The organism is Enterobacter sp. UPMP701 (assembly GCF_053709515.1).
This window is the reverse complement of the sequence record NZ_JBSKJN010000014.1, coordinates 54,286-73,953: the sequence shown is the minus strand read 5'-3', so window position 1 is coordinate 73,953 and position 19,668 is coordinate 54,286. Positions and strand designations below refer to the sequence as shown.

At 54.4% G+C, this 19,668-nt stretch carries 16 protein-coding genes and 4 tRNA genes; 17 read left to right on the top strand and 3 right to left on the bottom strand.

Features of this window, described 5'->3' with window-relative positions; translation table 11 throughout:
- Window positions 1-6: 6 nt before the first annotated feature.
- Window positions 7-1,275, bottom strand: coding sequence for an ATP-dependent RNA helicase RhlB (gene rhlB / locus ACWKXT_RS21165; RefSeq protein ID WP_063145039.1), 1,269 nt, complete (start codon window positions 1,273-1,275; stop codon window positions 7-9).
- 144 nt (window positions 1,276-1,419) lie between these two features.
- On the opposite strand from rhlB, the gene trxA reads away from it, so the two are divergent.
- The 17 genes from trxA to ACWKXT_RS21080 all read left to right on the top strand — a co-directional run bounded on the left by trxA (window position 1,420) and on the right by ACWKXT_RS21080 (window position 16,578).
- Window positions 1,420-1,749 carry a thioredoxin TrxA gene (gene trxA / locus ACWKXT_RS21160; protein WP_006179218.1) on the top strand — a complete coding sequence of 110 codons (330 nt, stop codon included), beginning with the start codon at window positions 1,420-1,422 and terminating at the stop codon, window positions 1,747-1,749.
- Window positions 1,750-2,093: 344 nt separating this feature from the next.
- Window positions 2,094-3,353 (top strand): transcription termination factor Rho, encoded by a 1,260-nt coding sequence (gene rho / locus ACWKXT_RS21155; protein ID WP_008501566.1) that lies wholly within the window; start codon window positions 2,094-2,096, stop codon window positions 3,351-3,353.
- Between the two features lie 241 nt (window positions 3,354-3,594).
- Window positions 3,595-4,698, top strand: coding sequence for a UDP-N-acetylglucosamine--undecaprenyl-phosphate N-acetylglucosaminephosphotransferase (wecA, locus tag ACWKXT_RS21150; RefSeq protein ID WP_454529448.1), 1,104 nt, complete (start codon window positions 3,595-3,597; stop codon window positions 4,696-4,698).
- A 13-nt stretch (window positions 4,699-4,711) separates the two neighbouring features.
- The gene (gene wzzE / locus ACWKXT_RS21145; RefSeq protein ID WP_116343689.1) at window positions 4,712-5,758 is read left to right on the top strand and encodes an ECA polysaccharide chain length modulation protein; all 1,047 of its coding nucleotides are present in this window, start codon (window positions 4,712-4,714) and stop codon (window positions 5,756-5,758) included.
- 56 nt (window positions 5,759-5,814) lie between these two features.
- Entirely contained in the window at window positions 5,815-6,945 is a 1,131-nt protein-coding gene (wecB, locus tag ACWKXT_RS21140) for a non-hydrolyzing UDP-N-acetylglucosamine 2-epimerase (RefSeq protein ID WP_454529447.1), read from the top strand.
- On the top strand, window positions 6,942-8,204 hold the full coding sequence (wecC, locus tag ACWKXT_RS21135) for a UDP-N-acetyl-D-mannosamine dehydrogenase (RefSeq protein WP_454533346.1): 1,263 nt from the start codon (window positions 6,942-6,944) through the stop codon (window positions 8,202-8,204). The genes wecB and wecC overlap by 4 nt, the downstream gene beginning before the upstream one ends.
- The gene (gene rffC / locus ACWKXT_RS21130; protein ID WP_454533345.1) at window positions 8,201-8,878 is read left to right on the top strand and encodes a dTDP-4-amino-4,6-dideoxy-D-galactose acyltransferase; all 678 of its coding nucleotides are present in this window, start codon (window positions 8,201-8,203) and stop codon (window positions 8,876-8,878) included. The genes wecC and rffC overlap by 4 nt, the downstream gene beginning before the upstream one ends.
- A gap of 4 nt (window positions 8,879-8,882) precedes the next feature.
- A complete protein-coding gene (gene rffA, locus ACWKXT_RS21125) occupies window positions 8,883-10,013 on the top strand; it encodes a dTDP-4-amino-4,6-dideoxygalactose transaminase (protein ID WP_454533344.1) in 1,131 nt (376 codons plus the stop codon).
- A gap of 1 nt (window position 10,014) precedes the next feature.
- The gene (gene wzxE / locus ACWKXT_RS21120) at window positions 10,015-11,265 is read left to right on the top strand and encodes a lipid III flippase WzxE (RefSeq protein WP_454533343.1); all 1,251 of its coding nucleotides are present in this window, start codon (window positions 10,015-10,017) and stop codon (window positions 11,263-11,265) included.
- On the top strand, window positions 11,262-12,341 hold the full coding sequence (locus ACWKXT_RS21115) for a TDP-N-acetylfucosamine:lipid II N-acetylfucosaminyltransferase (protein WP_454533342.1): 1,080 nt from the start codon (window positions 11,262-11,264) through the stop codon (window positions 12,339-12,341). Before wzxE ends, ACWKXT_RS21115 begins: the two co-directional genes overlap by 4 nt.
- Window positions 12,338-13,690, top strand: a complete 1,353-nt coding sequence (gene wzyE / locus ACWKXT_RS21110) for an ECA oligosaccharide polymerase (protein ID WP_454529441.1) — start codon at window positions 12,338-12,340, stop codon at window positions 13,688-13,690. The genes ACWKXT_RS21115 and wzyE overlap by 4 nt, the downstream gene beginning before the upstream one ends.
- Before the next feature lie 12 nt (window positions 13,691-13,702).
- Window positions 13,703-14,443 carry a lipopolysaccharide N-acetylmannosaminouronosyltransferase gene (wecG, locus tag ACWKXT_RS21105; RefSeq protein ID WP_454529440.1) on the top strand — a complete coding sequence of 247 codons (741 nt, stop codon included), beginning with the start codon at window positions 13,703-13,705 and terminating at the stop codon, window positions 14,441-14,443.
- 197 nt (window positions 14,444-14,640) lie between these two features.
- Window positions 14,641-16,026 carry a bifunctional threonine/serine APC transporter ThrP gene (gene thrP / locus ACWKXT_RS21100; RefSeq protein ID WP_454533341.1) on the top strand — a complete coding sequence of 462 codons (1,386 nt, stop codon included), beginning with the start codon at window positions 14,641-14,643 and terminating at the stop codon, window positions 16,024-16,026.
- 102 nt (window positions 16,027-16,128) lie between these two features.
- Window positions 16,129-16,205, top strand: a tRNA-Arg gene (locus tag ACWKXT_RS21095).
- A 68-nt stretch (window positions 16,206-16,273) separates the two neighbouring features.
- Window positions 16,274-16,349 (top strand) — tRNA-His (locus ACWKXT_RS21090).
- A gap of 21 nt (window positions 16,350-16,370) precedes the next feature.
- Window positions 16,371-16,456, top strand: a tRNA-Leu gene (locus ACWKXT_RS21085).
- A 45-nt stretch (window positions 16,457-16,501) separates the two neighbouring features.
- Window positions 16,502-16,578: transfer RNA gene (locus ACWKXT_RS21080), tRNA-Pro, on the top strand.
- 506 nt (window positions 16,579-17,084) lie between these two features.
- Here ACWKXT_RS21080 and ACWKXT_RS21075 read toward each other — a convergent pair.
- Both ACWKXT_RS21075 and hemY read right to left on the bottom strand, forming a co-directional pair.
- The gene (locus ACWKXT_RS21075; RefSeq protein WP_454529438.1) at window positions 17,085-18,296 is read right to left on the bottom strand and encodes an MFS transporter; all 1,212 of its coding nucleotides are present in this window, start codon (window positions 18,294-18,296) and stop codon (window positions 17,085-17,087) included.
- A gap of 172 nt (window positions 18,297-18,468) precedes the next feature.
- Window positions 18,469-19,668: a protoheme IX biogenesis protein HemY gene (gene hemY / locus ACWKXT_RS21070; protein WP_454533351.1), complete on the bottom strand. Its 1,200-nt coding sequence runs from the start codon at window positions 19,666-19,668 to the stop codon at window positions 18,469-18,471.

Here is a 19,668-nt window from a genome sequence, read left to right as displayed (position 1 = left end):
AATGTATTAACCTGAACGACGACGATTACGCGGTGCGCCGCCTGAACGACGCGGACCATTGCCGGAGCGTGGGCGGGTAAGACGCTTAGGCGGCGGCAGTTCGCTTAACAGCGCTTCCGGATTGTATTTGCTCTGCGGAATAGAGTGACCGATGTAGGTCTCAATGGCTGGAAGATTCAGCGCATACTCTTCACACGCAAGGCTAATAGAGTGACCGCTTGCGCCCGCACGACCGGTACGACCGATACGGTGTACGTAGTCTTCACAGTCGTCTGGCAGATCGTAGTTAAAGACGTGCGTCACGGCTGGAATGTGCAGACCACGAGCAGCAACGTCGGTTGCGACCAGAATATCGAGATCGCCACGGGTAAATTCTTCAAGAATACGCAGGCGTTTTTTCTGCGCCACGTCGCCGGTCAACAGGCCAACACGGTGACCGTCTGCAGCCAGATGGCCCCAGATGTCTTCACAGCGGTGTTTGGTGTTCGCGAAGATAATGGCGCGATCCGGCCACTCTTCTTCAATCAGCGTTTGCAGCAGACGCATTTTCTCTTCATTGGAAGGATAGAAGAGCTCTTCTTTAATGCGGTGGCCCGTTTTCTGCTCTGGCTCCACTTCCACATACTCGGCGTTGTTCATCTGCTCGAACGCCAGCTCGCGTACGCGGTAAGAAAGGGTGGCAGAGAACAGCATGTTCAGGCGCTGATTTGCCGGCGGCATGCGGCGGAACAGCCAGCGGATATCTTTAATGAAGCCCAGATCGTACATACGGTCAGCTTCATCAAGCACGACAACCTGGATGGCGCCGAGGTTAATGTGATTCTGTTTGGCGTAGTCGATAAGACGGCCGGTGGTACCGATCAGGATATCCACGCCGCTTTCCAGCACTTTCAGCTGCTTATCGTAGCCGTCGCCGCCATAGGCCAGGCCAAGCTTCAGGCCGGTAGACTGCGCCAGGGGTTCAGCGTCTGCGTGGATCTGTACCGCCAGTTCTCGCGTCGGGGCCATAATTAGCGCGCGCGGCTGGTTAACTTTGCGGTCTGCAATCGCTGGGTGAGAAAGTAAATAATGAAACGTTGACGTTAAAAACGCCATCGTTTTGCCGGTACCGGTTTGCGCCTGCCCTGCAACATCGCGACCGGCCAGCGTCAGCGGCAGGGCGAGAGCCTGAATGGGCGTGCAGTTATGAAACCCTTTTGTTTCAAGGGCTTCGATCACTTTTGGGTGCAGGGCGAAGTCGGAAAACTTCTGTTCTGTTAAATGTGTTTTGCTCATAGTGTGGTAGAATATCAGCTTACTATTGCTTTACGAAAGCGTATCCGGTGAAATAAAGTCAACCTTTAGTTGGTTAATGCGACATCAACACGTCGTTGGTGGAGACAAAACCAACGTACCAGGCTTATTCCTGTGGAGTTATATATGAGCGATAAAATTATTCACCTGACTGACGACAGTTTTGACACGGACGTACTTAAGGCTGACGGGCTGATCCTCGTCGATTTCTGGGCTGAATGGTGTGGTCCTTGCAAAATGATCGCCCCGATTCTGGATGAAATCGCTGACGAATATCAGGGCAAACTGACGGTTGCCAAGCTGAACATCGACCAGAACCCGGGCACCGCACCAAAATACGGTATCCGTGGCATCCCAACCCTTCTGCTGTTCAAAAACGGTGAAGTGGCGGCGACCAAAGTGGGCGCGCTGTCCAAAGGTCAGCTGAAAGAGTTCCTGGACGCTAACCTGGCGTAAGGTTTCTCCGCTGTGCGTCCAGAGCCCATGGCTAAATGATGTGGAACTCTGGACGCCCGGCTGAAGTCGTGCTAAGTTAGCTATGACTTCGTTTTAAACATATCTGTTGTTTGAATCTTGTTTTACCCGATACTTCCCGTTGTTGACATGAACAGTGCGTGAAGTGGCTAAATTCCGGGCTTGTCACTCAATCCGTCTTGTCGTTTCAGTTCTGCGTTCTTTCCCTGTGACCAGACAGCGAACAGACATGAGTTGATGGCCGCTAAACAGGCATGGATGACCCTGCCATACCATTCACAACATTAAGTTCGAGAATCACCCCGAGTTTAAGAACCCACACCATTATGAATCTTACCGAATTAAAGAATACGCCGGTTTCTGAGCTGATCACTCTCGGCGAAAATATGGGGCTGGAAAACCAGGCTCGTATGCGCAAGCAGGACATCATTTTCGCCATCCTGAAGCAGCACGCTAAGAGTGGCGAAGATATCTTTGGCGACGGTGTGCTGGAGATATTGCAAGACGGATTTGGTTTCCTCCGCTCTGCAGACAGCTCCTACCTCGCCGGCCCTGACGACATCTACGTATCCCCTAGCCAAATCCGCCGTTTCAACCTCCGCACTGGTGACACCATTTCAGGTAAGATTCGTCCTCCTAAAGAGGGTGAACGCTACTTTGCGCTGTTGAAAGTCAATGAAGTTAACTTCGACAAGCCAGAAAACTCGCGTAATAAGATCCTCTTTGAGAACTTAACGCCGCTGCACGCGAACTCTCGCCTGCGCATGGAGCGTGGTAACGGTTCTACTGAAGACTTAACCGCGCGTGTTCTGGATCTGGCATCACCAATTGGTCGTGGCCAGCGTGGTCTGATTGTGGCCCCGCCAAAAGCGGGTAAAACCATGCTGCTGCAGAACATCGCGCAGAGCATCGCCTATAACCATCCAGACTGCGTGCTGATGGTGCTGCTGATTGACGAACGTCCGGAAGAAGTTACCGAGATGCAGCGTCTGGTTAAAGGTGAAGTGGTTGCTTCTACCTTCGACGAGCCAGCATCTCGCCACGTTCAGGTTGCGGAAATGGTTATCGAGAAAGCGAAACGCCTGGTTGAGCACAAGAAAGACGTGATCATCCTGCTCGACTCTATCACCCGTCTGGCGCGTGCCTACAACACCGTGGTGCCGGCGTCCGGTAAAGTGCTGACCGGTGGTGTAGACGCTAACGCCCTGCATCGTCCGAAGCGTTTCTTCGGTGCGGCACGTAACGTGGAAGAGGGCGGCAGCCTGACCATCATCGCAACGGCGCTGATCGATACCGGTTCCAAAATGGACGAGGTTATCTACGAAGAATTTAAAGGTACAGGTAACATGGAACTGCACCTTTCTCGTAAGATCGCTGAAAAACGCGTCTTCCCGGCTATCGACTACAACCGTTCCGGTACGCGTAAAGAAGAGCTGCTCACCACCCAGGAAGAGCTGCAGAAAATGTGGATCCTGCGCAAAATCATCCATCCAATGGGTGAAATTGACGCGATGGAGTTTCTCATTAACAAACTGGCGATGACCAAAACCAACGACGACTTCTTCGACATGATGAAGCGCTCGTAACGCAAATAAAGCCAGCGAACGCCACGTTTTTACGTGGCGTTTTTCTTTTATGGGCTATACGCTAGTTCCACCTACTCCCAATTTTGACCGGTCAGTGCGACAATAAGATAATTCGCACAGTAAAAACATTAATAGCTTGAATAATAAACAAATGGAACTGTAAGAGGTTTGCTTTATAACTTCAGGCTCAGCGCCTTGATGGTTATACTTCCTTGACTAACATTTGTTGAGAACATCCATTGTGAACCTACTTGATACGTTTACTGAACTAACCAGTATTTTCTTATTTACCACCTGCTTTTTGTTTCTGGCACGTAAGGTGGCGAAATATCTGGGCTTAGTGGATAAACCCAACTTTCGTAAGCGTCATCAAGGCATGATCCCTTTGGTCGGGGGGATCTCTGTTTTCGCAGGAATCTGCTTCACTTTTGCTATCGCGGATTACTATATTCCGCATGCCAGGTTATATCTCTCTTGCGCAGCGGTTCTTGTCGTGATCGGCGCGCTTGACGATAGATACGACATTAGCGTCAAAATCCGCGCCTTCGTTCAGGCAGCGGTCGCTATTGCAATGATGGTGTTTGCAAAACTGCATTTGAGTAGCCTGGGCTACATTTTTGGTTCCTGGGAGATGGAGCTCGGCCCGTTCGGCTATTTCCTGACACTTTTTGCCGTGTGGGTGGCGATTAACGCGTTCAACATGGTTGACGGTATTGATGGTTTGCTGGGAGGCCTGTCCTGCGTCTCATTTGCCGCCATTGGTTTCATTTTATGGTTCGATGGGCAATATAGTCTCGCAATGTGGTGTTTCGCCATGATTGCGGCCATCCTGCCTTATATCCTGTTGAATCTCGGCGCATTGGGCCGACGCTATAAAGTCTTCATGGGCGATGCGGGTAGCACGCTTATCGGCTTTACTATCATTTGGATCTTGCTGGAAACCACTCAGGGCGATGTACATCCTATCAGTCCGGTAACGGCATTATGGATTATCGCAATCCCCTTAATGGATATGGTCGCGATTATGTATCGCCGCCTGCGTAAAGGGATGAGTCCATTCTCTGCTGACCGTCAGCACATTCATCATTTGATCATGCGAGCCGGATTCACTTCCCGGCAGGCATTTGTGCTTATTACGCTGGCGGCTGCTATTCTGGCGGGGATTGGCGTGACGGCGGAATATACACATTTTGTGCCTGAATGGGCCATGTTGGTACTATTCTTGCTAGCGTTTTCTTTCTACGGCTACTGCATTAAGCGCGCATGGAAAGTGGCGCGATTCATTAAACGTATTAAGCGCAGGATGCGACGTAACAGTGGCAAAAACACAACATTAACTAAGTAAAACCGGGACTATGATGACTCAACCGTTGGCGGGAGCGAAATCAGTGGTAACAGAGAATGAACTGGACATTCGGGGTTTGTTTCGCGTGTTATGGGCAGGCAAACTTTGGATTGCGGGGATCGCGCTGGGGTTTGCACTGCTGGCGCTGGCCTACACATTCTTTGCAAAACAGGAGTGGAGCGCCACGGCAATTACGGACAGACCAACGGTTAATATGCTTGGAGGGTACTACTCCCAGCAGCAATTCCTGCGAAACCTGGATATTAAAGCCAGCCTTGCCACCCCGGACCAGGCTTCCGTTATGGATGAGGCCTACAAAGAGTTTGTGATGCAGCTGGCCTCGTGGGATACACGCCGCGATTTCTGGTCCCAGACGGATTACTACAAACAGCGTCGGGTTGATAACACCAAAGCCGATGCTGCGCTGCTGGACGATCTGATTAACAACATTCAGTTCATGCCGGGCGATGCGCTGCGTAACGTCAACGACAGCGTCAAGCTGATTGCGGAAACTGCGCCGGACGCCAACAACCTGTTGCGCCAGTACGTTGCGTTTGCCAGCCAGCGTGCCGCAAGCCATCTGAATGAAGAGCTTAAAGGCGCCTGGGCAGCCCGCACTATCCAGATGAAGGCGCAGGTCAAACGTCAGGAAGAGGTGGCAAACGCCATTTTTGCGCGTCGCGTCCATAACATCCAACAGGCGCTGAAAATTGCGGAACAGCATAATATTTCCCGTACCGAGACGGATGTCCCGGCTGATGAACTGCCTGACTCGGAAATGTTCCTTCTTGGTCGCCCTATGCTGCAGGCGCGTCTGGAAAACCTGCAGGCCGTTGGGCCTGATTTTGACCTCGACTACGATCAAAACCGCGCGATGCTTAATACGCTTAATGTCGGCCCATCACTGGACCCGCGTTTTCAGACCTATCGTTATTTGAGAACGCCTGAAGAACCTGTAAAACGCGACAGTCCGCGCCGTGCATTCCTGATGATCATGTGGGGGATTGTGGGCGCACTCGTTGGTGCTGGCGTGGCGTTAACGCGTCGTCGTACAAACTAAGAACGCCGTTTACAATGAAGGCTGCGGCCTTCATTGTCTAATCGAAGAGAATCGATGTGAAAGTACTTACCGTATTTGGCACCAGGCCGGAGGCCATTAAGATGGCGCCTCTGGTTCATGCGCTGGCCAGCGATCCTGATATTGAAGCGAAGGTCTGCGTCACGGCTCAGCACCGTGAGATGCTCGATCAGGTCTTAACCCTCTTTTCCATCGTCCCGGATTATGACCTCAATATTATGAAACCGGGACAGGGATTGACGGAAATAACCTGTCGCATACTGCAGGATCTCAAGCCGATCCTGGAATCATTCAAGCCTGACGTTGTCCTGGTACATGGTGATACCACGACAACGATGGCAACAAGCCTGGCCGCGTTTTACCAGCGTATCCCCGTCGGCCACGTTGAGGCGGGTCTGCGCACCGGCAATCTTTATTCTCCGTGGCCGGAAGAGGCCAACCGCACGTTAACGGGCCATCTGGCGATGTACCATTTTGCGCCAACGGAAAACTCTCGTCAGAACCTGCTGCGCGAAAATATCGCCGATAACAAAATCTTTGTAACCGGCAATACGGTCATTGACGCGTTAATTTGGGTACGCGATCGCGTACTGGCAAACAGCGACCTGCAGGAACAACTCGCTGCCCGCTATCCGTTCCTCAATAATGGCAAAAAAACCATTCTGGTGACTGGCCACCGTCGCGAAAGCTTTGGTCGGGGTTTTGAGCAAATCTGCCACGCGCTGGCTGAAATCGCCGCGCAAAACGACGATGTGCAAATTGTCTACCCGGTACACCTTAACCCTAACGTCAGCGAGCCGGTCAACCGTATTTTGGGCCACGTCGAAAACGTTCTGCTGATCGAACCGCAGGACTACATGCCGTTTGTCTGGCTGATGAACCACGCCTGGCTGATCCTCACCGATTCCGGCGGTATTCAGGAAGAAGCGCCATCCCTCGGCAAACCGGTGCTGGTGATGCGCGAAACTACTGAACGCCCGGAGGCGGTTAAAGCAGGGACGGTGCGTCTGGTTGGCACCAACGCGCAGCTCATCGTCGAAGAGGTCACGCGCCTTCTGCATGACGAGGAAGCGTATCAGGCGATGAGCCGAGCCCACAATCCTTATGGCGACGGGCAGGCTTGTGGCCGTATTTTGCATGCACTTAAACACAATCGGGTATCGCTATGAGTTTTACTACCATCTCTGTCATTGGTCTTGGCTACATTGGCCTGCCTACTGCCGCTGCGTTTGCCTCTCGCCAAAAACAGGTTGTCGGTGTGGATATCAACGCACGGGCGGTAGAAACCATTAATCGTGGCGAAATTCATATTGTGGAGCCCGATCTTGACCGCGTGGTGAAAGAGGCGGTTGATGGCGGCTTCCTGCGCGCCAGCACGACGCCAGTGGAAGCTGATGCGTACCTGATTGCCGTTCCAACGCCCTTTAAAGGCGACCACGAGCCCGATATGGTCTACGTCGAGGCGGCGGCAAAATCTATTGCCCCTGTGCTGAAGAAAGGGGCGCTGGTGATTCTGGAGTCGACCTCTCCCGTCGGCGCTACCGAGCAGATGGCGCAGTGGCTTGCCGAGGCGCGTCCTGATTTACGCTTCCCACAGCAGGCCGGCGAGCAGGCGGATATCAACATCGCCTACTGCCCGGAGCGCGTGTTGCCGGGGCAGGTGATGGTCGAACTGATTAAAAACGACCGGGTGATTGGCGGTATGACGCCGGTCTGTTCCGAACGTGCCAGCGCGCTGTATAAGATTTTCCTGGAAGGCGAATGCGTGGTGACTAACTCCCGCACCGCCGAGATGTGCAAGCTGACGGAAAACAGTTTCCGTGACGTTAACATCGCCTTTGCTAACGAACTGTCGCTGATCTGTGCCGATCAGGGGATTAACGTCTGGGAATTAATCCGCCTGGCAAATCGCCATCCGCGCGTGAACATTCTCCAGCCAGGGCCGGGCGTGGGCGGTCACTGTATTGCCGTCGACCCGTGGTTTATCGTGGCGCAGAACCCGGCGCAGGCGCGTCTGATTCGCACCGCGCGTGAAGTGAACGACAGTAAACCTCACTGGGTGCTCAATCAGGTTAAAGCGACGGTAGCGGATTGTCTGGCAGAGAGCGGCAAGCGCGCCAGCGAGCTGAAAATTGCCTGCTTTGGTCTGGCATTTAAACCCAACATTGACGATCTGCGCGAAAGCCCGGCGATGGAAATTGCTGAGATGATTGCTGAATGGCACAAGGGCGAAACGCTGGTGGTCGAGCCAAATATTCATGAACTGCCGGCAAAACTGGCGGGGCACTGCACGTTGACGGCGCTGGACGACGCGCTGGCGACGGCGGACGTGCTGGTGCTGCTGGTGGACCATAAAGAGTTTAAAGCGACGTCCGGTAATACCGTGCGTCAGCAGTATGTGGTTGATACGAAAGGTGTCTGGCGTTGAGTGAACTCCACGGCGTGCTTGAGTCCCTTGAGTGGGAAAGCACATTTTTTGCCTGTCCTTCGGCGATAGTCCGCTGGCGCGAGAATGCGCCTGTCCTGCAGGAAGCTGAGCTCAGCGCCTGGCAGCGCGTGCAGGCTAAGATCCCGGCGGAGCGTGCTGACCTGCTTGACGCGCTCCAGCAGCACGGTTTTCAGCTGGTTGAAGGTGAGGTAGACCTTTCCATCACCCTCACCCGGCATGACGCGTCCGCCGCAGAAATTGCAACGGAACAGGATATTCCTGTGCTGCGTCAGATGGCGGCCCAGGCGTTTGCGCAGAGCCGCTTTCGCACGCCCTGGTATGCGCCTGACGATAGCGGACGTTTCTATGCCCAGTGGATAGAGAATGCGGTTAAAGGCACTTTTGACCACGTCTGCCTGGTTTTCCGTGCTGCGGACGGTCAGATCCAGGGATTTGTCTCGCTGCGCAAGCTCAACGAGCGCGAGGCGCGTATTGGCTTATTAGCCGGACGCGGCATGGGTGAGAAACTCATGCAGGCGGCGCTGTACTGGGCGCAGCAGCAGCAGGTTGAGACGCTGCGGGTGGCGACCCAGGTGGGCAACACCGCCGCGCTTAAACGTTATATTGCGAGTGGTGCCAACATCGACGCCACTGCCTACTGGTTATACAGGTGACAAGATGATTCCATTTAACGCACCACCCGTCGTCGGAACCGAGCTCGATTATATGCAGTCTGCCATGGGCAGCGGCAAACTCTGCGGTGACGGCGGTTTTACTCGTCGCTGCCAGCAGTGGATGGAGCAGCATTTTCGCAGCGCCAAAGTGCTGCTGACCCCGTCCTGTACGGCATCGCTGGAAATGGCGGCCCTGTTGCTGGATATCCAGCCCGGTGATGAAGTGATCATGCCGAGCTATACCTTCGTCTCCACGGCGAACGCGTTTGTGCTGCGCGGAGCGAAAATCGTCTTTGTGGATATCCGCCCGGATACCATGAACATTGATGAGACGCTGATTGAAGCGGCGATCACTGACAAAACGCGCGCGATCGTGCCGGTTCACTACGCGGGCGTGGCCTGTGAAATGGACACCATCATGGCGATCGCCAAAAAACATAATCTGTTCGTGGTGGAAGATGCCGCGCAGGGCGTGATGTCCACCTACAAGGGACGCGCGCTGGGGACTATCGGCCATATCGGCTGCTTTAGCTTCCACGAAACCAAAAACTACACCGCTGGTGGTGAGGGCGGCGCGACGCTGATTAACGATCGTGCCCTGGTTGAGCGTGCGGAAGTGATCCGCGAAAAAGGGACCAACCGCAGCCAGTTCTTCCGCGGTCAGGTGGATAAATACACCTGGCGCGATATCGGCTCAAGCTACCTGATGGCCGACCTGCAGGCCGCGTACCTGTGGGCACAGCTGGAAGCGGCGGAGCGTATTAACCTTCAGCGTCTTTCCCTGTGGCAAACCTATTACGATGCGCTTGAGCCGCTGGCAAAAGCCGGGCGCATTGAGCTGCCAACGATTCCGGCTGATTGCGTCCACAATGCCCACATGTTTTACATTAAGCTGCGCGATAACGACGATCGCAGCCAGCTCATCGCCTGGCTGAAAGAAGCCGAAGTTATGGCGGTCTTCCATTATATTCCGCTGCACTCCAGCCCGGCGGGCGAAGCGTTTGGCACGTTCGCGGGTGAAGACCGTTACACCACGAAAGAAAGTGAGCGTTTGCTTCGCTTGCCACTGTTCTACAACCTCGCGCCAGTTAACCAGCGTACGGTGATCAATACCCTTCTGAGCTATTTCGGCTGATATGTCTCTGGCAAAAGCATCGGTGTGGACCGCCGCGTCCACGCTTGTAAAAATTGGTGCCGGACTGCTGGTCGTTAAGCTGCTGGCTGTCTCATTCGGACCTTCAGGCGTCGGGCTGGCGGGCAATTTCCGCCAGCTTGTTACCGTCCTTGGCGTGCTGGCTGGTGCCGGTATCTTCAACGGCGTGACCAAATACGTGGCTCAGCATCACGATGATGCGGCTCAGCTGCGCAGAGTGGTGGGCACCGCGTCGGCAATGGTCACGGGCTTTTCGACCCTGCTGGCGATTGTGTTTCTGCTGGCGGCGGCTCCCATCAGCCAGGGACTGTTCGGGCACTCCCATTATCAGGGGCTGGTGCGTCTGGTCGCGCTGGTCCAGATGGGCATTGCCTGGGCCAACCTGCTGCTGGCGCTGATGAAGGGTTTTCGCGATGCTGCCGGGAACGCGCTTGCCTTAATCCTGGGCAGCATCATCGGCGTAATTGCCTATTATTTCTGCTACCGCCTGGGTGGCTATGAAGGCGCACTGCTGGGGCTGGCGCTGGTCCCGGCACTGGTTGTTGTGCCTGCGGCGTTCATGCTGATGCGCCGGGGCGTCATCCCTCTGAGCTACCTGAAACCGCAATGGGACAAGGTGCTTGCCAGCCAGCTGGGTAAGTTTACCCTGATGGCGCTTATCACCTCCGTCACGCTGCCGGTGGCCTACGTGATGATGCGAAACCTGCTGGCGGCGCATTACAGCTGGGATGAAGTCGGGATCTGGCAGGGCGTCAGCAGTATTTCCGATGCTTACCTCCAGTTTATTACGGCTTCCTTTAGCGTTTACTTGCTGCCAACCTTATCGCGTCTGACGTCCAGGCAGGATATTACCCGAGAAATTTCCCGCTCCCTGCGTTTCGTATTACCCGCTGTGGCGGCGGCCAGTTTAACCGTCTGGTTATTGCGCGATGTCGCCATCTGGCTGCTGTTCTCGGCGAAGTTTGTTGCCATGCGCGATCTCTTTGCCTGGCAGCTGGTGGGTGATGTGCTGAAAGTGGGTGCTTACGTTTTCGGCTATCTGGTGATTGCGAAAGCCTCTTTGCGGCTGTATATCCTGGCAGAAGTAAGCCAGTTTGCGTTACTGACGGCATTCTCACACTGGCTGATACCCGCGCACGGTGCGCTGGGGGCGGCTCAGGCCTACATGGCAACCTATATCGTTTATTTCGCTGCCTGCTGCGGCGTATTTTTATTGTGGCGTAAACGCGCATGACTGCACTGATTCACATCCTGGGATCGGACATCCCACACCATAACCAGACCGTATTGCGGTTCTTCAACGACGAACTGGCATCGGGCAATCCTGATGCGCGCGAGTTTATGGTTGCAGGTCAGGATAATGGCCTGAGCGAGGCGTTTCCGGCGCTGACAATCGCCTTCTGGCCAGATAAAGCCACGCTGGCGAAGGCGGTTATTGCCAAAGCTAAAGCGGATCGTGAGCAACGTTTCTTTTTCCACGGGCAGTTTAATACCGGCCTGTGGCTGGCACTGCTCAGCGGGCGAATTAAGCCCTCCCAGTGCAGCTGGCATATCTGGGGAGCCGATCTTTACGAAGTTTCCCGCGGCTGGAAATTTCGTCTTTTCTACCCGCTGCGGCGTATGGCACAGGGAAGGGTGGGCTGCGTTTTTGCCACCCGTGGCGATCTGAATTATTTTGCGAAGCAGCATCCAAACGTGCGCGGTGAGCTACTCTATTTCCCAACCCGTATGGATCCGGCACTAAACACCATGGCGAATGACGCGGTTCGCGACGGGAAGCTGACGGTGCTGGTGGGGAATTCCGGCGACCGCAGTAACGAACATGTGGCTGCGCTCCGGGCAGTACACCAGCAGTTTGGCGACACGGTGAACGTGGTGGTGCCGATGGGCTATCCCGCCAACAATGACGCCTATATTGATGAGGTTCGCCAGCAGGGACTCGCGCTGTTTAGCCAGGAGAATCTGCATATTCTCAGCGAGAAGCTGGAATTTGATGACTACCTTGCGCTGCTGAGAAAATGCGATCTGGGCTATTTCATCTTTGCCCGTCAGCAGGGGATTGGTACGCAGTGCCTGCTGATCCAGGCAGGCATACCGTGCGTGCTCAACCGTGAAAACCCGTTCTGGCAGGATATGGCCGAGCAGCATATTCCTGTGCTGTTTACCTCAGACACGCTGAACGTTGAGGTGGTACGTGAAGCACAACGCCAGCTCACGCTGGTGGATAAAAATAGCATCGACTTTTTCAGTCCGAATTACCTCACGCCGTGGCACCGCGCGCTGCGTATCGCATCAGGAGACAACGCATGAGTCAGTTGCAGTTTAGCGGCTTACTGGTTGTCTGGCTTCTGAGCACGCTGTTTATCGCCACGCTTACCTGGTTTGAATTCCGCCGGGTGCGCTTCAACTTTAACGTATTCTTCTCGTTACTGTTTCTGCTGACCTTCTTTTTCGGCTTCCCGCTCACCAGCATTCTGGTCTTCCGTTTTGACGTGAGCGTCGCGCCGCCGGAAATCCTGCTCCAGGCGCTTCTGGCGTCGACCTGCTTCTATGCGGTCTACTACGTCACCTATAAAACGCGTCTGCGTTCAGCGCAGGCTGCAGCCCCGCGTCGGGCGCTTTTTACCATGAATCGGGTGGAGACCCACCTGACGTGGGTGATGCTGATGACGATCGCCCTGGTCAGCGTCGGTATCTTCTTCATGCATAACGGCTTCCTGCTGTTTAAGCTCCACTCCTACAGCCAGATTTTTTCGGCCGAAGTCTCGGGCGTGGCGCTTAAGCGTTTCTTTTACTTCTTCATCCCGGCGATGCTGGTGATCTTCTTCCTGCGTCAGGACAGCAAAGCGTGGCTGTTCTTTCTGGTCAGCACCGTCGCGTTTGGCATCCTGACCTACATGATTGTGGGCGGTACGCGCGCCAACATCATCATCGCTTTCGCTATCTTCCTGTTTATCGGCATCATCCGCGGTTGGATCTCGCTATGGATGCTGGTTGCAGCAGGCGTGTTTGGCATTGTGGGAATGTTCTGGCTGGCGCTGAAACGCTACGGGATGAACGTGGCGGGCGATGAGGCGTTTTACACGTTCCTCTACCTGACGCGCGATACCTTCTCGCCGTGGGAAAACCTGGCATTGCTGCTGCAAAACTACGACAAGATTGATTTCCAGGGGCTGGCGCCGATTGTTCGCGACTTCTATGTGTTTATCCCGAGCTGGCTGTGGCCGGACCGTCCTGGTGTGGTGGTCAATACCGCGAACTATTTTACGTGGGAAGTGCTGAACAACCATTCGGGCCTGGCGATCTCGCCAACCTTGATTGGTTCCCTGGTGGTGATGGGCGGAGGCTGGTTTATCCTGCCGGGCGCGTGTGTCGTAGGGTTGATTATTAAGTGGTTTGACTGGCTCTACGTGCGCGGTAACGAAGAGACCAACCGCTACAAGGCGGCCATTTTGCACAGTTTCTGCTTTGGTGCCATTTTCAATATGATCGTCCTGGCGCGCGAGGGCCTGGATTCATTCGTTTCGCGCGTGGTGTTCTTCATGGTCGTTTTTGGCATCTGCCTCTTACTGGCTAAATTGTTGTACTGGCTGTTCGACAGCGCAGGGCTTGTGCACAAGCGCGAGCCACAGGGCAGCACAACGCTGTCGCAAGTCTGAGTAGGGAAAGTAATGACTGATAAAACTTCTGCACCGCGCTATGCGCTACGTAGCCTGCAGCTTATTGGCTGGCGCGACATGCAGCACGCGCTGGATTTTCTGTTTGCCGACGGACAGATGAAATCCGGTACGCTGGTCGCCATCAATGCGGAAAAGATGCTGGCGGTGGAAGATAACGCCGGGGTGAAAAGCCTGATAGAGGCGGCCGAATTTAAATACGCGGACGGTATCAGCGTGGTCCGCTCTCTCCGTAAAAAGTATCCTGACGCTAATGTTTCCCGCGTGGCGGGTGCCGATCTCTGGGAGCAGCTTATGGCCCGCGCTGGCGCGGAGGGCACGCCGGTGTTCCTGATTGGCGGTAAGCCTGACGTGCTGGCCCAGACCGAAGAGAAGCTGCGTCGCCAGTGGAAAGTGAATATTGTCGGCAGCCAGGACGGTTACTTTAAACCTGAAGACCAGCAGGCGTTGTTTGAGCGCGTTCGCGACAGCGGGGCTAAAATCGTCACCGTGGCGATGGGTTCCCCGCGCCAGGAGATCCTGATGCGCGACTGCCGTCTGGTCAGCCCGGATGCACTTTATATGGGCGTTGGCGGCACCTACGATGTCTTTACCGGCCACGTTAAGCGCGCGCCGAAGATTTGGCAAAATATGGGGCTGGAGTGGCTCTACCGCCTGCTTTCACAGCCAACCCGCATTAAACGACAGATCCGTCTGCTTCGTTACCTCACCTGGCACTATACCGGGAAGATGTAATCAAAATGTAGCGCGATATGCTGTTCGCGCTGCAACTCACCTGCAAAACTGCTGACAATTTGTGCAATGCATTCATTTTTTTAATGCATCGTTTGCCATTTGGCCGATTTTAAGAAACCATTCGCACCGTATTTTAGTACCCCTAAAAAACAATAACCGGTATTAAGCCGGGCAACAGCAAACACAATCGAGGATCTATGGCTGAGAAACAACCGGAGCTACAGCGTGGACTGGAAGCTCGTCATATCGAACTGATAGCGCTGGGCGGCACTATCGGCGTGGGCCTGTTTATGGGCTCCGCAAGCACGCTCAAATGGGCAGGCCCTTCCGTATTACTGGCGTATATCATCGCCGGGCTGTTTGTTTTCTTCATCATGCGTTCGATGGGCGAAATGCTCTTTCTGGAGCCGGTAACCGGTTCCTTCGCCGTTTACGCGCACCGTTATATGAGCCCGTTCTTTGGCTACCTGACGGCCTGGTCATACTGGTTTATGTGGATGGCGGTGGGCATCTCTGAAATCACCGCGATAGGGGTCTACGTCCAGTTCTGGTTCCCGGACATGGTCCAGTGGATACCTGCGATTATTGCCGTGGGGCTGGTGGCCCTGGCAAACCTGGCCGCCGTGCGCCTTTACGGTGAAATCGAGTTCTGGTTTGCGATGATCAAAGTGACCACCATCATCGTGATGATTGTTATTGGTCTGGGCGTGATTTTTTATGGCTTTGGCAACGGCGGACACGCCATCGGCTTTGGCAACCTGACTGAACACGGCGGATTCTTCGCCGGCGGCTGGAAGGGCTTCCTGACGGCGCTGTGTATTGTTGTGGCCTCGTATCAGGGCGTGGAGCTGATCGGCATTACCGCCGGTGAAGCGAAAAACCCGCAGGTCACGCTGCGTAGCGCGGTGGGCAAAGTGCTGTGGCGCATCCTGATTTTCTACGTGGGCGCAATCTTCGTTATTGTGACTATCTTCCCGTGGAACGAAATCGGCACGACGGGTAGCCCGTTTGTTTTAACCTTCGCGAAGATTGGTATTACAGCAGCTGCGGGCATCATCAACTTTGTGGTCCTGACGGCAGCGCTGTCAGGCTGTAACAGCGGGATGTACAGCTGTGGCCGTATGCTCTATGCGCTCTCAAAGAATAATCAGTTGCCTGCGGCGATGAGTAAAGTCTCACGTGCTGGCGTGCCGGTAGCGGGCGTGGCGGTCTCCATTATCATCCTGCTGATTGGCTCCTGCCTGAATTACATCATTCCTAATCCGCAGCGCGTGTTTGTTTATGTCTACAGCGCCAGCGTGCTGCCGGGCATGGTGCCGTGGTTTGTTATCCTTATCAGCCAGCTGCGTTTTCGCCATGCGCATAAAAAAGCGATAGCCAGCCATCCGTTCCGCTCGATTCTGTTCCCGTATGCGAACTATTTGACGATGGCGTTCCTGATTTGCGTATTAATTGGAATGTACTTTAATGAAGATACCCGCATGTCGCTGTTTGTCGGGCTGATCTTCCTGGCGGCTGTAACGGCTGCGTATAAGCTTTTTGGCCTGGGTCGCCGTTCCACCACGCAGAAAGTGGAGGAATAAGCGGCAAAATGTGCAAACCATAACCAAACGCGCATTTTTTTCAAAAAAGCACTAGACAGCGGGGACGGAGGTACGTAATATCCAGCCCCGCAACGGCGCTAAGCGCCCGTAGCTCAGCTGGATAGAGCGCTGCCCTCCGGAGGCAGAGGTCTCAGGTTCGAATCCTGTCGGGCGCGCCATTTTAGTTCCCGGCGCTAGAGCTGCGGTGGTCTGAGAAGTAGTCAGTACCGCGTGAAAGAATACAGTGGTGGCTATAGCTCAGTTGGTAGAGCCCTGGATTGTGATTCCAGTTGTCGTGGGTTCGAATCCCATTAGCCACCCCATTATTGAAAGAGTTGTGAATTGCGAAGGTGGCGGAATTGGTAGACGCGCTAGCTTCAGGTGTTAGTGTCCTTAGGATGTGGGGGTTCGAGTCCCCCCCCTCGCACCACGACTTTTTAAATGAATTGAACTAAAAATTCAAAAAGCAGTACATCGGCGAGTAGCGCAGCTTGGTAGCGCAACTGGTTTGGGACCAGTGGGTCGGAGGTTCGAATCCTCTCTCGCCGACCAATTTTGAACCCCGCTTCGGCGGGGTTTTTTGTTTTCTGCACTTTTTATCTCCGTAGTGATCCCCCGACAGCGCTATTTCTCATTGTTGCGATTCAGCGACATGTAATCATCTGAAAACAAACAACTTTCCGTTTATTTGCTTTTTAGCGTCTCCTCCAGGCAACATATTACTGCCTCGGGCAATACGTTATAGGGCTTCAGACCATTCTTAACAGAATAATTTCCTTTTATCTTAAAATGTTGCGCCACGTAAAAGTTCTGCGTGTAAATCTGGCACGTTACGTGCAATAATATACGCGTAGATGCTCATTCCATCTCTTATGTTCGCCTTAGTGCCTCATAAACTCCGGAATGACGCAGAGCCATTTACGGTGCTTATCGTCCACTGACAGATGTCGCTTCGGCCTCATCAGACACCATGGACATAACGTTGAGTGAAGCACCAAATATGTTGTCTTACAGACCTGTTTTAACGCCTGCTTTTATAGCAGGCGTTTTTTTATGCCTTATTCCCTATACCTGCGCATGATCAGGGCGACCAACAGTAGGGCGGCTGACGAGACCGTATAGAGCGCCTGCACTGAGCCAAACTCAACTGCCACCATTGCTGCAATGCCGGTGAAAAGCGAGGCGCTGAGCGTTTGCCAGCGCCAGGCTTTACCGCTGGCTGAAGCGGTTTGCGTGAAATGAAAACTACTGAGTACGCCAAACGTGCCCGCTGCGAAGAGAACATTCGAGGCCAGATGCGCGATAAAGATCATGCCCAGCGCACATGCCGTCCACCCGGACAAAAACGGCAGCACACCATAACCGGTCAGAAAGATGCCGAGACAAAAGATGATTCGCGGCGTATGAGCGGCAAAGCGCGTCAGGCTCTCTTTTTTTAGCAGCATGGGGCCGCAAAGTTGTCCCATGCTCCTCGCGAAAAGCAGAGGCAAAGCAAGGCCCGCCGCATCCTGAGGATGGAGTTGCTGCGCCAGTGCCGGAAGAAGTGCCATGGCAGGTGAGCCGACGGCTGCCAGCGCCGGTAAAATGAGCAAGCTGCGTTTTTGCCGAACGGTCAACGTCCGCCAGCGTAGTGGCGCGGGGGCTTCCTCTTCACCGGGGAGCGGTAGCAATGGCGCAGAAAACCGGCGTCCAGCCAGCCATAGCAGTAACAGTGACCCGAAAAAGCTCGCTGCATCAATAGTCAGCAAGGTAAACACGGAGGTCTGCTGGAACAGCACCACGCCGAGTCCGGTACCTAATAACACCTGAGAAGCAAAAATTACATTTTCCAGACAGGTCGCAGCAGGCAGCTCTGCTTCGCTAAGTCCGCGCTTAAAGAGCAATGTCAGCGCGGGCCAACTCATCCCGCTGAGCAGCGCTTCGATGGATTGCACAGCGAGTAATGCGGCAACGCTGTGGTAACCCACGCCAAGCAGGGGAAAGAGCAGGGCGAGCAGGCCTAGTCCCTCGGTCAGTATCAGCAGTGATATCGGAGAACAGCGTGAGCACAGCTTTTCACCGATCGTGCTGCCGATGAATCCGGGTACCGTAGCGAAAAGAAAAGCGAGAGTGAGCAGAGCGGGCGGGGTTGACCATGCTAACAGCAAACCGAAGACCACAACCTGGGTTAGACCATTCCCCAGTGAAGAAAAGATAAAAGCACAGGCAAGCAGGCGTAGCCAGCGGTGGCAGCGCAGCGCCTGGATAAGCGCATACAAAAGCGAGTTCATTGAGATTTCCTTTCAAAAACGATTTAGTCCACGCTGCAAAATGTGCGCGTGTGTGAAAAAAGGTTAATGAAAAGACATCGTTACATTGGCGGATTCGTTTGCGGATGTAGGTGTAAAGAATGTAGCAGCAGAAAGACGATAAAAAAAGGAGGCCATCTGGCCTCCTTTTTAATTACTGCTGCGTTCCGTTATTTTGCAGCGTCAATAGCAGCCCATCACGCCGCATTGCGGCGGCTTCTTCTGGCTTATGCTGCTTGTCCAGCGCATCGGCAAGCCACGCGTAATCAAACGCGTCAGGACGCTGTTTCAGCGCCGCACGGAAGGCGAGGCTCGCCTCCTGCCACTCGCCGTGCTTCATCAGCGATTGACCCAGCGTGCTCCACAGCAGCGGACGGTCACCCACGGTTTTAATCTGCTGGCGCAGCACTTTTTCGACCTGCTCAGGATTATTGGTTTTCAGGCGTGGGATCACCATCACCAGCCGATCGTCATACTGGCGCTTGAGCCCGTCCAGGAGAATCTCCTGCGCGGTGTCATGATCGTCACATTCAATCAGATGTTCCGCCATCGCCACCTGCAGTGGGATCTGCTGACGCGTTTTACGGCTCTGATTCTTCCACCAGGTTTTCAGACCGTCGCTGCCCAGGTCGGCGCGCGCCTGATCCATCAGCCCAATCCACGCCAGACGCTGAAGCTCATCACGATGCTCATCATCACCCACATCGGCTTTGGCCATCGATGGAATAATGTCCAGCAGCGAGCCCCACGCGCCGGTACGAATATAAGCCTGTTCAGCAAGACGCAGCACTTCCGGGTGACGTGGCGCAATCTCCAGCAGACGGTCAATGCCGTGGCGCGCCGCGTGGTTCTCATTGCGTGCCAGCTGCAGGCGGACGCGGGTAATTTCCACCGGGATCGGGTCGCCAGACGCCAGTTCTGATGCACGTTCCAGATGCTGGTTAGCGCGGGCTTCATCACCGCGCAGCTGGGCCGCTTCGGCAGCCAGAAGATAGTTCACTACCGGCTGTTCTGCGTGGTCGGCATTTTTCGACATCAGCTTTTCAACCTGCTGATAATCGCCTTCGGCCAGCTTCAGCAGCGCTTGTTCCGTTTGCTTACGGGCGCGGCGACGCTTTCGGCCAACGAACCAGCCGCGCGTATGGGCACCGGTGCGGAAAATACGGCGCAGGATCCATTCAACAGCAAGCAGGACCACGACGCCGAGGATCAGAACGATCGCCAGCCCCGTTACGCTGGTTTCAATGTTGTAATTGTCGGTCTGGATCAGGACGTATCCCTGATGGCCGGCAAGCATCGGCCCCAGGACGATCCCGGCGATCAGCAGGATGAAGAGTAAAAGGACTTTTAGCAT